Origin of the sequence: Pseudomonas sp. NPDC087029 (assembly GCF_044745345.1) — a bacterium.
Classification (GTDB): Bacteria; Pseudomonadota; Gammaproteobacteria; order Pseudomonadales; family Pseudomonadaceae; genus Aquipseudomonas; species Aquipseudomonas faucium.
On sequence record NZ_JBIVAB010000005.1, the window covers coordinates 107,241 to 119,781 of the forward strand.

Consider the following 12,541-nt stretch of genomic DNA (forward strand, 5'->3'; position numbering starts at 1 on the left):
AGAGGGATCAGGCGGCGCTGACCACCGACAGGTGCTCGTGGCACGCCAGCCAGCGTTCGCCCTGGCGGCGGAAGACGATGGTCTCGCGTTCGTCGAGTTGGTGTTCCTCGCCGGCGATACGGATGTGCGTGGCCACATCGTGCATGAAGATCGCCACCTCGCCCTGCAGGCTCACCTGCACGTTGCTCGACCTGCAGCCGAGCACGGCAAAGCCCTCGGCTTGCCATTGGGCCCAGAGGTCTTCATAGGCACGGCGCGACAGCAGCGGTTGCGCCAGGGTGTGGAAGAGGAAGGTGGCGTCTTCGCTGAAACAGGCGAAGTAGCGGGCGGTGTCGTTGCTGGCGAAGGCGGCGACGAGGTCGGCGGCAGCCTGCCGTACCTGGAGTGTCTGGTCCACGGGAGTGGCCTCACGGTTATTGTGATTGTGGTGAAGCGATTCTGGTGGGGAGTGCCAGGGGGAAAAATCGCTGGGGGGAAATAATTAGTTCAGGATTTTCTGAACCAATTTCCCATGATTCTTTACCCCTTTAACTGCGGTGGCATAAGGTGCAGCGCAGGCGAACGCGGTCTTAACATGCAGGACCGATCGCAACCAGGCTTCTTAATTTTTCAGGGAATGCAGGCTATGAGCAGTTACGAGCCGCCATTGACGGTAACGCCTTCTATGTTGGCGCTGGTCGCCGAAATTAGTGAGCATGTCGGGCAGTTGACGGCCTATCGTGAAGATTCGCTTACACCTCAACTACGTCGTGGCAACCGCATACGGACCATTCAGGCATCGCTTGCAATTGAGAACAACACGCTTAGCGTAGAGCAGGTGACTGCGCTATTGGAGGGTAAGCGGGTATTGGGCTTGCCGCGCGAGATACAGGAAGTACGCAATGCATTCTCTGCCTACGATGCAATGCCTACTTGGCATCCGAACCGTCAAACCGATTTGCTGACCGCTCACAATCTGTTGATGCAGGGTTTGATCGATGATGCCGGCCACTTCCGTCGAAGTGGCGTGGGTATCTATCGTGGGGCGCGTCTGCTGCACATGGCGCCCCCTGCCAGCCGGGTATCAACACTGGTGCAAGAACTTCTGGGATGGTTAGGCCGGAGCGCATGGCACCCATTGATCGTTAGCTGCGTTTTCCATTACGAATTCGAATTCATTCACCCATTCGCAGATGGCAACGGCAGGATGGGCCGTCTGTGGCAGACACTGCTGCTTAGCCACTGGCGGCCTGTCATGGCGTTCCTGCCTGTGGAAAGCGTTATTCGCGAGCAGCAGGATGCCTATTACGCGGCTCTAGCCGCAGCTGATCAAGCCGCTGAGGCAACGCCATTTGTAGAGTTCATGTTGGGTGCACTCTTGCAGGCATTGGTCGAAGCCGTAACGACCGATCAAGTAACCGATCAAGTAACCGACCAAGTATCGAAGCTCCTGACTATTCTGCCCCCTGGGATGGCCTTGAGATCCAGTGAGCTGATGCAGCGCTTGGGGCTTTCCCATCGCCCCACCTTCAGCAAAACCTATCTGAAACCTGCTCTGGCTGCTGGGCTGATCGAGATGACTGAGCCCGCGTCTCCTCGTAGCCCGACCCAACGGTATCGGCGGGTGCTTGGCTAAGGCATCGAGGTGAGCAGTGGCCCATTTTGCCGGTCAGTGCCCGCTACCTGACACGCTGGTGGGTGACCCTGGAGCCAGCTTGAAGAGCGTGTGCTTCCAGTGGGGGCCCTTTCACGGGGCAAGCCCGCTCCCATAGTTACCCTGCCGAGCTGGGGCGCAGTGCAAGGCCTGTGGGAGCGGGCTTGCCCCGCGAAGGGGCCGCCACCGCCCTCAAAGCCTCAAAAATTATTTTTGATTGGTATCAAACGTTTTTCCGGGCTTCTATCCCGCGCCGACCGAGTGGCGTCATCGCTCGCTGCAATTGCCAGCGAAACGGCTAATTCCCGTGGATCGACCATACTCACTCTTCATTCGCTGCCAGGAGCCCGACATGTCCAAGACGTCCAGGAACAAAGGCCACACTGCCCCCGCGGAAAAGCTCACGGGCAAGGCTTATGAAAAAGACCTGAAGAACCTGCATGTCGAACTGGTGAAACTGCAGGAATGGGTGGTCGCCAAGGGCCTTAAGGTGTGCATCCTGTTCGAGGGGCGCGACGGTGCGGGCAAGGGCGGCACCATCAAGGCCATCACCGAGCGCGTCAGCCCGCGGGTGTTCCGCGTGGTGGCGCTGCCGGCGCCGACCGAGCGGGAAAAGACCCAGATGTACGCCCAGCGCTACCTCAACCACCTGCCGGCCGCCGGCGAGGTGGTGATCTTCGACCGCAGCTGGTACAACCGCGCCGGGGTCGAGCGGGTCATGGGCTTTTGCACCGAAGAGCAGGCCGACAAGTTTCTGGCCGTGGTGCCGCTGCTGGAAAAACTGATGGTCGAGTCGGGGATCATCCTCATCAAGTACTGGCTGGAAGTCAGCCCCGAGGAGCAGACCCGCCGCCTGCAGGACCGTATCAATGACGGGCGCAAGCTGTGGAAGCTGTCGCCCATGGACCTCAAGTCGTACAGCCGCTGGGACGATTACACCCGCGCCCGTGACGCGATGTTCGCCGCCTCCGATTCCTCCTGGGCGCCCTGGTTCATGGCCCATTCCGATGACAAGCGGCGCGCCCGGCTGAACATCATCAGCCACCTGCTGACACGCGTGCCCTACAAGGACATCACCCGCGAGCAGGTGGTCAAGCTGCCCAAGCGCGGCAAGATCGGCAAGTACAAGTCGGTGCCCTATCCCTTCAAAGTGATCGAAGAGCGCTTCTGATTCCCACCTGATGCTCCAGGGGGGCTGATCGATGCCGCACGATGGCAGCCTGCTACAGGCGACAGTCGTTTTCCTGTTGGCCGTGGTGCTTCTGGTACCGCTGGCGCAACGCTTGAAAATGGGCGCAGTGCCCGGCTACCTGCTGGCCGGCATTCTGATTGGGCCTTCGGTCCTTGGCTTGCTGGGCAACCCGGACAACGTCGCCCGCCTCTCGGAAATGGGCGTGGTCATGCTGTTGTTCGTGATCGGCCTGGAGCTCTCGCCCCGCCGCTTGTGGACCATGCGCCGGGCGTTGTTCGGCATCGGCTCGCTGCAGGTGGGGCTGACGGCCGTGGTGCTGGGCGCGCTGGCGTACTGGCTGTTCGGCCAGTCGAAGGCGGCGGCGATCGTGCTGGGCGTGGGCCTGGCGCTGTCGTCCACCGCCTTCGGCCTGCAAGTGCTGGCCGAGCGCAAGGACTTGGGCAAGCCGCACGGCCGACTGGCCGTGGCCATCCTGCTGTTCCAGGACATCGCCGCGATCCCGCTGATTGCCGTGGTGCCGCTGCTCGGCGGTGGCGCCAGCGTGGCCGACGAACGCAACTGGCCGATGCTGGCGGTTGCCGCTGGCATTGGCGTGGTGATCATCACGGGCCGCTACCTGCTGACGCCAGTGTTCAAATGGACCGTCGGCTCCGGGCTGCCCGAGCTGTCCACTGCCACTGCATTGCTGGTGGTGCTGGGCACCGCCTGGGTGATGGAGCATGTCGGGGTGTCCATGGCCCTGGGCGCCTTCCTGGCCGGCGTGCTGATGGCCGAATCGCCTTTTCGCCATGAGCTGGAAACCCAGATCGAACCGCTCAAGGGCTTGCTGCTGGGGCTGTTCTTCGTCGGCGTGGGCATGAGCGCCGACCTGCGCCTGCTGTTCTCCATGCCCCTGGCGGTGCTCGGGCTGACCCTGCTGCTGGTCAGCGTGAAGATGCCGCTGTTGTTCGCCCTGGGGCGCTCTGCCGGCGGGCTGAACCGGCCGCAGGCGCTGTGCCTGGGCGTGGTGCTGGCATCGGGCGGTGAATTCGCCTTCGTGGTGTTCAAGCTGGCGCTCGATCATCAGGTGCTGACGCGGCAGGTGCACGACCTGCTGGTGCTCGCCATCACCCTGTCGATGGCCGTGGTGCCGGTGGTGATGCTGGCCCTGGCGCGTCAATTGCGGGACGGCCCTGACCCCCAGGGTGCACCCGGAACGGGCGAATGAATGGCGCCACATGGCGCCCTGTATGTCTGGAGATTCAACCATGCAACAAGGATTCAAGCTGGACAGCGCGCTGTCGCGGGGCCTGCTCGATGTGCTGATCAAGGCTGGGTTGGTTGCCACGTTGGTGATCTTCTCCTTCCAGGTGTTCCAGCCATTTCTCGAGCTGATGCTGTGGGCGGTGATCCTGGCGGTCACGCTGTACCCCTTGCAGCAGCGCATCAAGAACGGCACCGGGCTCAAGGACGGTTACGCGGCGACCCTGGTAGTGCTGCTGGTGCTGGTGGTGCTGCTGGTGCCGATCTACCTGGTGGTGGTGTCCATCGGCGAATCGGTGGACAGCCTGGTGACCCTGCTCAAGAGCGGCGCCTGGAGCGTGCCGACGCCGCCCGACTCGGTGGCCAGCTGGCCGTTGATCGGGCCGAAGCTGCATGCCTTCTGGCTGTCGGCCTCGCAGAGCCTGGCGCCGATCATGAACAACCTGATGCCCTATCTGAAGGGCGCGGGGCTGACGGTGCTCGGCGCTGCAGCCAGCGCGGGCGCAGCCTTTTTGCTGTTCATCGGGGCGATCATCATCTCCGGGGTGATCATGGCCTTCGGCGCCCGTGGCGAGATCGCCTCGCAACGCATTGCCATGCGCGTTTCCGGTGAGGAGCGCGGCAAGCCGCTGGCCAAGTTGTGCACCGCGACCATTCGCGCGGTGGCCCAGGGGGTAATCGGCATCGCCTTCATCCAGATGCTGCTGATCGGCGTCGGCTTCGTGGTCAAGGGCGTGCCCGGGGCCGGGATGCTGGCCATCGCCGTGCTCATGCTGGGGATTGCCCAGGCGCCGGCGACCTTGGTCACGCTGCCGGTGATCCTGTATGTGTTTCATGCCGAAGGCTTCACCGCCGCGACCATCTTCTTCGCCATCTACACCTTCGTCGCCGGCCTTGCCGACAACGTGCTCAAGCCGATGCTGCTGGGGCGCGGGGTGGATGTGCCGATGCCGGTGGTGCTGATCGGGGCGTTGGGCGGCATGGTGGTCAAGGGCATCATCGGCCTGTTCATCGGCCCGGTGATTCTCGGCGTGACCTACGTGCTGTTCTGGCAGTGGGTGGCGCTGCAGGTACCGGAAACCCCAGCCGAGCCGGGCGCGTGAGGCATCGCGGCACCTGGCCTGCTGCGTGCCATGCCGTCAGCCTGTTCGCCCTGCTGGCCGGCTGCACCCAGGTCGGCCCGGATTTCCAGCCGCCGCAGGACCCTTGGCTGGCGAGCTGGAACACGCCACTGCTGGACCAGGCCGGGCGGCCCGCCGCGGCGCCAGACCTGCAGCAGTGGTGGGCGGTGTTCGCCGACCCTACCCTGGATGCACTGATCGCCGAAGCCGACGCCCACAACAGCAACCTGCGGGTTGCCGGCCTGCGCATCGCCGAGGCCCGCGCGCAGCTGGCCATCGTGCAGACCGGGCGTTATCCACAGCTGCAGCAGCTGCGTGCGCAAAGCCTGTACCTCAAGCAGAACCAGTCGGGTACCGCCAGCGCCCGCGACTCGGTGTTCTGGCAGTCCAGCGCGGGCTTCGACATCGGCTGGGAAATCGACTTCTGGGGGCGCTTCAGCCGCGCCATCGAGAGCGCCGACGCGGCCTACTTCGCCTCCCAGGCCAACTACGCCGATGCCATGGTGCTGCTGCGTGCCCAGGTGGCCGATACCTACTTCGCCGTGCGCACCACCGAAGCGCGCCTGGCGATTGCCGTGGAGAACGCCAGGCGCCAGGCGCGTAGCCTGGAAATCACCGAACGGCTGTTCCGCCACGGCGAGAACGACGAGCTGGACTGGCAGCAGGCGCGCACCCAGTACCTGGCCACCCAGGCCACCATCCCCGAGTTCGAGAACCAGCTCAATGCCCTGCATAACGTGCTCTGCTCGCTGCTCGGCCGCCCGCCTGGGCCGCTGCCGGAGCTGCAGGCGCGGCACGGCCAGTTGCCGCTGCCCGACCGCGCCGTGCTGCAGGACGTACCCGCCAACCTGCTGCTGCGCCGCCCGGATGTGCGCGCCGCCGAGCAGGCAGTGGCGGCGCAGTCGGCCCTGGTCGGGGTCGCCGAAGCGGACCTTTATCCACAGATCAGCCTGCTCGGCAGCATCGGCTGGAGCTTCGCCTCGGCCAGCCACCTGCCCAACAGCTTCGACGTGGCGGCCGGGCCGAGCCTGATCTGGAACCCGTTCGACTACGGCCGGCGCAAGAACGCCGTGCGCGTGGAGGATGCGCGCCTGCAGCAACTGCTCGAGCTGTACCACCAGGGCGTGCGCGAAGCGGCGCGCGAGGCCGACGATGCCGCCAGCGGCCTGGTGCGCTCGCTGCAGAGTGCAACCATCCGCCAGGATGCTTCGCAGGCGGCGCAGCGCTCGTTGAACCTGGCCAGCTCGCAATACCGCGAAGGCTTCGCCGACTTCCAGCGCGTGCTCGATGCCCAGCAACTGTTGCTGCAGCAGCAGGATGGCTACCTGGTCAGCCGCGGCAATGCGGTGAGCAGCCTGGTGAATTTGTACAAGGCGCTGGGCGGCGGCTGGGATACCCGCCACGCGCCCATCGACCCCGCAACGCGTCAGCAGATGCAACAACGTACCGACTGGGGCGATCTGCTCGACGCCCCTGAACAGGGTGGAAGCCAATGAGCGACAACAAGCAAACGCCCCCCGCACACGCCCCAGCCCCGGACCGCGGCATGCGCTGGGTGCTGTTGGTCATCGTCGTGAGCCTGGTCTGGTACCTGCTCGCCGACCGCTTCACACCCTATACCCAGCAGGCCCGCCTGCAGGCCTACGTGGTGCCGGTGGCGGCCGAGGTCGCCGGGGCGGTCACGCGCGTGGCGGTGGGCAACAACCAGGAGGTGCAGCGCGGCGACGTGTTGTTCGAACTGGACCAGGAGCAGTACCGTATCGCCCTGGCGCGCGCCGAGGCCGACCTCGATACCGTGCGCCGGCAGATCGGTGCCAACACCGCCGGCATCGATTCGGCCCAGGCGGCGCTGCTGGCGGCCCAGGCCAACGAGCGCAAGGCGCGCCAGGATGCCGAGCGGCTCAAGCGGCTGATCGAGGAAGACCCGGGCACGGTGTCGGTGCGCCGCCTGGAAGGCGCCCAGGCCACCCGCGACCAGGCCATCAGCAAGGTGGCATCGGCCCGCGCCGAAGTGGCCCGGGCGCGTGAACAGCAAGGCGGTGGCGAGGCCGACAACGCACAGCTGCGCAGCGCGGCGGCCACTGTCGAAAAGGCCCGGCTGGACCTTGCCCGCACCGTGGTGCGTGCTGAAGCCAACGGGCTGATCACCGACCTGCGTACCGACGTCGGCCACTACGTGGGCGCCGGCACGCCGATGATGACCCTGATCGCCATCCATGACGTGTGGATCAGTGCCGACATGACCGAGAACAACCTGGGCCGGCTGCGCCCGGGGGTGCCGGTGCTGGTGGTGCTCGATTCGATGCCGGGCCAAGTGCTGAAAGGGCGGGTGCGCAGCATCGGCTATGGCGTGAGCGTCGGCCAGAGCACGCCACCGGGCAGCTTGCCGACGGTGCAGAACAGCCGCGAGTGGTTGCGCTCGGCGCAGCGCTTCCCGGTGATCGTCGAACTCGACCGCGAGCAGTTGCAGGACCGCTCCGGCCTGCGCGTGGGCGGCCAGGCAGAAATCATGGCATTGCCCGGCGAGGGCAACCCGCTGAACCTGCTGGGCCGGCTGTTCATGTGGCTGATGAGCTGGCTGGCCTATGCCTATTGAGCTGCGCCGCCTGCGAGCGCTGCGCCTGGCCTGGGGCGTGGCGCTGTGCCTGGCGGCGAGCTTCGGCCTGGGGTTGCCGATGCCGATCCTGGCGCCGGTGTTCGCGCTGTTGCTGCTGGCCATGCGCAGCCAGCCGCTGCCCTTGCGCGCTGCACCGCTGCTGGCCGTACTGGTGCTGCTCGCTTGCGGCAGCGGCCTGTTGCTGATTCCGCTGCTGCGCCACGCGCCGGTGAGTGGGGTGCTGCTGGTCGGCGTCGGCGTGTTCCTGGTGCTGCGCTATGCGCTCAAGGGGGGCAATGGCCTGCTGGCCAACCTGCTGGTGATCGGCCTGACCATGATCGCTGCAGCCGGCACCGGCGATTTCACCCTGGCTTTGTCGGTGGTCGAGGCGTTGGCCAAGGGCATGTTGCTGGCGGTACTCGGGAGCGCAGTTGCCCACGTGCTGTTTCCCGAGCCCCGCGATGCGCCTGCACAGCCGTCGCCGCCGTCGCTTGCCAGCGCGGATGTGAGCTGGGTCGCCCTGCGCGCCACGCTGATCGTCATGCCGGCGTTTCTGCTGGCGCTGATTGCGCCTGACCCGTTCATGCCGCTGATCATGAAGTCGGTGAGCCTGGGCCAGCAGGCCGAGGAAACCCGCGCCCGCCACGCCAGCCGCGAGCTGATTGGCTCGACCTTGCTGGCCGGGGTGCTGGCGATACTGATGTGGGGGGCGTTGAGTGTGTTCGTGCACCTGTGGATGTTTTTCCTCTGGGTGCTGCTGTTCACCTTGTGGCAGGCGCGGCGGCTGTACCGGGTGGTGGCGACCCGGCATAGCCCGGGTTACTGGGTGAGTTGCCTGACGACGATGCTGATATTGCTGGGGCAATCGGTGCAGGACAGTGCGGGGGGGCAGGATGTGTACCGGGCCTTTGCCGTGCGCATGGCGTTGTTTCTTGCGGTGTCGGTGTATGCCAGTGCCATGGTGAGCTGGATCGATCGGCGCAGGGTGCGGGCTGTTTAGTTGCCCGTTCCGGCCCTATCGCCGGCAAGCCGGCTCCCACAGGTATAGCGCCTTGCTCACCTGTGGGAGCCGGCTTGCCGGCGATAGGGCCGGGACTGCCAACCTAGGGCTTCCAGTCCACCCCGGCCTCTTCCAGATAAGCATCCACAGCAGCCCCGACAGTGGGGTGGAACGCGGTCTCGCCCATGTGCTGAAACAACCCGAACCGCTTCATCTTGTCCTTCACCGGGTCTTTCATCTCGGCAAACTGCAGCTCCACCCCGCGTGCCTCCAGCGCCCGGTCCAGCTCGGCGAGCATGTCGGCGGAGGTGACGTCGATGCTGGTTACAGGCTCCGCCGCGATCACCAACCGTTGCACCGGGGTAGGGGACTCATCCACGGCGCCCAGCACCGTGTTCTGAAACTGCTCGGCATTGGCAAAGAACAGCGGCGCATCCCAGCGCAGCAGCACGAACCCCGGGATGCGCCGCGCCTGTGGATAACGTTGCACGTCATGGTAACCGCGGGTGCCGTCGACCCGCCCGAGCACGGCGTAATGCGGGCGCCAGCCGTCCCAGAGAAACTCGATCACCGAGATCGCCACGGCAATGCAGATGCCGGGGATGGCACCGAACACCGCAACCCCGACGAAGCAGGTGAACGACAGCCAGAATTCCCATTGCTGCATGCGGAAGATGCGCTTGAGGTCGGCAAACTCGAACAGCCCCAGCGCCGCGGCAATCACCACGGCGGCCAGTGCGCTGGTGGGCAGGTGCTGCATCAGGTTGGGTGCCACCAGCAGCAGCAGGGTGACCGCCAGCGCACCGATGATGCCGGTGAGCTGGGTTTTCGAGCCCGCCGCTTCCGCCACCGGTGTACGCGACGAACTGCTGCTGATGGGGATGCCCTGGAACAGGCCGGCAGCCAGGTTCGCCACGCCCAGGCCGAACATCTCCTGGTTCGGATCGACCGGGGTCTTCAGCCGCGCCGCGTAGGTGCGTGACAGCACGCTGGTGTCGGCGAACGACACCAGGGCCACGGCGATGCCGCCCAGCAGCACCTCCACCAGGTCGATGTCGGTCACCCAGGGCAAGACCAGGCTCGGCAGCCCCTGCGGCAGTTGGCCGAGCACTTTCACGCCGAGCTGGTCGAGCTTGAACAGGCTCACCGCCAACGTCGCCAGCACCACGGCGATCAGGATGCCTGGCAGGCGCTTGAACGGCTTGAGCAACAGGATCAGCGCGAGGCACCCGGCGCCAATGGCAAAACTCGGCCAGTGCCCTTTCCCAGCCAACAACGCCTGGGCCAGGTGCCAGAGGTCGCGAAGCGGCCCTTGGCTGTCGACGGAAAGGCCGAACAGCTTGGGCAGCTGGCTGATCAGCACGGTCAGGGCGATGCCATTCATGTAGCCATAGCGGATCGGTTTGGACAGCAATTCGGTGATGAAGCCCAGGCGCAGCAACCCGGCGATCACGCAGAAGGCGCCGGCCACCAGGGCCATCATGCTGGCGATGGCGATCGCTCGCTGCGGGTCGCTGGCCGCGTATTGCACCACCACGGCCAGGATCGGCGCAGCCAATGCCGAGTCCGGGCCGAGCACGAGGATGCGGCTGGGGCCGAACAGGGCGTAGGCCAGCAGCGGGATGATGGTGGCGTAGAGGCCATAGATGCCGGGAACCCCGGACGCTTCGGCGTAGGCGATGCCCACGGGCACCAGCATGGTGGTCAGCACAAGGCCTGCGGCGATGTCCTTGGGCAGCCAGGCCAGCTGGTAATGCATGAGGGTGGCCAGGCCGGGTAACCAGCGTTGCCAGTCGAAGCGGGGGCGGGGTGGGGTTTGAGGCATGGTCGAGGCTCCGGGAAGAGGCGCATCAACCGCGCTGGGCTCTTCCGAGAGTCAGCTTAGTGTACGGAGGGCGGAAACGGCGGCGCCCCCTTCGCCGGCAAGCCGGCTCCCACAGGTTGGTCACTGTTCTCGAGGACAGTGCCATTGCTGTGGAAGCCGGCTTGCCGGCGAAGGGGGCGCCGCGGGTGTTGCGTTATACGTTGAAGCGGAAGTGCATCACATCGCCGTCCTTGACGATGTAGTCCTTGCCTTCCAGGCGCCATTTGCCGGCTTCCTTGGCACCGCCTTCACCCTTGAACTGGATGAAGTCGTCATAGGCCACCACTTCGGCGCGGATGAAGCCTTTTTCGAAGTCGGTGTGGATCACACCAGCGGCCTGCGGCGCGGTAGCGCCGACGCGCACGGTCCAGGCACGCACTTCCTGCACGCCGGCAGTGAAGTAGGTCTGCAGGTTCAGCAGCTCGTAACCGGCGCGGATCACGCGGTTCAGGCCAGGCTCTTCCAGGCCCAGGGCCTCGAGGAACATGTCCTTTTCCTCGCCGTCGTCGAGCTCGGCGATTTCGGCTTCGATCTTGTTGCACACCGGCACCACCACCGCGCCTTCTTCCTCGGCGATGGCCTTGACCACGTCCAGGTGCGGGTTGTTGTCGAAGCCGTCTTCGGCAACGTTGGCGATGTACATCACAGGCTTGCTGGTCAGCAGGTGGAAGCCACGGATGACGGCCTTCTCGTCGTCAGCCATGTTCTTCATCAGGCTGCGCGCCGGCTTGCCTTCGGTGAAGTGCGGGATCAGTTTTTCCAGGATGGCCTTCTGCGCCAGGGCGTCCTTGTCGCCGCCCTTGGCGTTGCGGGCAACCTTCTGCAGTTGCTTCTCGCAGCTGTCGAGGTCGGCGAAGATCAGCTCCAGGTCGATGATCTCGATGTCGCGCTTGGGGTCGACGCTGTTGGAAACGTGAATCACGTTCTCGTCTTCGAAGCAGCGCACCACGTGGGCGATGGCGTCGGTCTCGCGGATGTTGGCGAGGAACTTGTTGCCCAGGCCTTCACCCTTCGAAGCACCGGCCACCAGGCCTGCGATGTCGACGAACTCCATGGTGGTCGGCAGGATGCGGTTGGGCTTGACGATTTCCGCCAGCGCCGCCAGGCGCGCGTCGGGCATCGGCACGATGCCGCTGTTCGGCTCGATGGTGCAGAAAGGGAAGTTCTCCGCCGCGATGCCAGACTTGGTCAGGGCGTTGAACAGGGTGGACTTGCCGACGTTGGGCAGGCCGACGATGCCGCAATTGAAACCCATGGGTATTCCCCTCTCTAGGAAATCAGGCCTTCTGGCTGTGCAGCTCGCGCATCGCCTTGGCGAAATCGCCGGCGAGCACATCCGGCAGCACGCCGAGGGCAAAATCGATGCTGGCGTCGAGCTTCTCCTGCTCGGCGCGCGGCGCGCGGCCCAGGACGAAGTTGGAGACCAGTTTGGCGTCGCCCGGGTGGCCAATGCCAAGCCGCAGGCGGTGGAAGTCGTTCTGGTTGCCGAGCTGCGCGATGATGTCGCGCAGGCCGTTGTGCCCACCATGGCCACCGCCGCGCTTGAGCTTGGCGACGCCTGGAGGCAGGTCGAGTTCGTCATGCGCCACCAGGATCGCTTCCGGCTTGATGCGGAAGAAATTGGCCAAGGCCGCCACGGACTGGCCGCTACGGTTCATGTAGGTGGTGGGGATGAGCAGACGAACGTCGTTGCCCTGATGGCTGAATTTAGCCGTCAGGCCGAAATACTTGCGGTCAGCGGTCAAGCAGACGCGCTGGGCGCTGGCAATGCGTTCAACGAAAAGAGCCCCTGCGTTATGCCGGGTCTGTTCGTATTCGGGGCCGGGGTTACCCAGGCCAACGATCAACTGGATGGCGGTCACGTCAGGGGCTCTTCCTTGGAGTTGGTGGGTT

At 65.1% G+C, this 12,541-nt stretch carries 11 protein-coding genes; 7 read left to right on the forward strand and 4 right to left on the reverse strand.

The features are described from left to right. Positions 1–7: 7 nt before the first annotated feature. Positions 8–397, reverse strand: coding sequence for a nuclear transport factor 2 family protein (locus ACIPG5_RS11115; RefSeq protein ID WP_176512183.1), 390 nt, complete (start codon positions 395–397; stop codon positions 8–10). Positions 398–625: 228 nt separating this feature from the next. Between ACIPG5_RS11115 and ACIPG5_RS11120 the strand changes: the two genes are divergently transcribed. From ACIPG5_RS11120 to ACIPG5_RS11150, 7 genes are all read left to right on the forward strand, one after another. After that, positions 626–1,615 (forward strand): Fic family protein, encoded by a 990-nt coding sequence (locus ACIPG5_RS11120; protein WP_401374956.1) that lies wholly within the window; start codon positions 626–628, stop codon positions 1,613–1,615. Positions 1,616–1,985: 370 nt separating this feature from the next. Next, complete coding sequence (gene ppk2, locus ACIPG5_RS11125; RefSeq protein ID WP_176512182.1) at positions 1,986–2,804, forward strand: polyphosphate kinase 2; 819 nt, start codon at positions 1,986–1,988, stop codon at positions 2,802–2,804. Between the two features lie 31 nt (positions 2,805–2,835). Beyond that, the gene (locus ACIPG5_RS11130) at positions 2,836–4,032 is read left to right on the forward strand and encodes a monovalent cation:proton antiporter-2 (CPA2) family protein (RefSeq protein WP_236236464.1); all 1,197 of its coding nucleotides are present in this window, start codon (positions 2,836–2,838) and stop codon (positions 4,030–4,032) included. 40 nt (positions 4,033–4,072) lie between these two features. Beyond that, a complete protein-coding gene (locus tag ACIPG5_RS11135; RefSeq protein WP_176512180.1) occupies positions 4,073–5,170 on the forward strand; it encodes an AI-2E family transporter in 1,098 nt (365 codons plus the stop codon). After that, a complete protein-coding gene (locus ACIPG5_RS11140) occupies positions 5,167–6,684 on the forward strand; it encodes an efflux transporter outer membrane subunit (protein ID WP_401374960.1) in 1,518 nt (505 codons plus the stop codon). The genes ACIPG5_RS11135 and ACIPG5_RS11140 overlap by 4 nt, the downstream gene beginning before the upstream one ends. Further along, the gene (locus ACIPG5_RS11145; RefSeq protein WP_401374963.1) at positions 6,681–7,784 is read left to right on the forward strand and encodes an HlyD family secretion protein; all 1,104 of its coding nucleotides are present in this window, start codon (positions 6,681–6,683) and stop codon (positions 7,782–7,784) included. The genes ACIPG5_RS11140 and ACIPG5_RS11145 overlap by 4 nt, the downstream gene beginning before the upstream one ends. After that, entirely contained in the window at positions 7,774–8,784 is a 1,011-nt protein-coding gene (locus ACIPG5_RS11150) for a DUF2955 domain-containing protein (RefSeq protein WP_401374966.1), read from the forward strand. Before ACIPG5_RS11145 ends, ACIPG5_RS11150 begins: the two co-directional genes overlap by 11 nt. Positions 8,785–8,887: 103 nt before the next feature. Here the strand turns inward: ACIPG5_RS11150 and ACIPG5_RS11155 are convergent, their stop codons facing one another. From ACIPG5_RS11155 to pth, 3 genes are all read right to left on the reverse strand, one after another. Further along, complete coding sequence (locus tag ACIPG5_RS11155; protein ID WP_176512176.1) at positions 8,888–10,609, reverse strand: SulP family inorganic anion transporter; 1,722 nt, start codon at positions 10,607–10,609, stop codon at positions 8,888–8,890. A 193-nt stretch (positions 10,610–10,802) separates the two neighbouring features. Beyond that, the gene (gene ychF, locus ACIPG5_RS11160) at positions 10,803–11,903 is read right to left on the reverse strand and encodes a redox-regulated ATPase YchF (protein WP_203648000.1); all 1,101 of its coding nucleotides are present in this window, start codon (positions 11,901–11,903) and stop codon (positions 10,803–10,805) included. Between the two features lie 22 nt (positions 11,904–11,925). Then, positions 11,926–12,510, reverse strand: coding sequence for an aminoacyl-tRNA hydrolase (pth, locus tag ACIPG5_RS11165; RefSeq protein WP_176512175.1), 585 nt, complete (start codon positions 12,508–12,510; stop codon positions 11,926–11,928). Between the last annotated feature and the right edge of the window lie 31 nt (positions 12,511–12,541).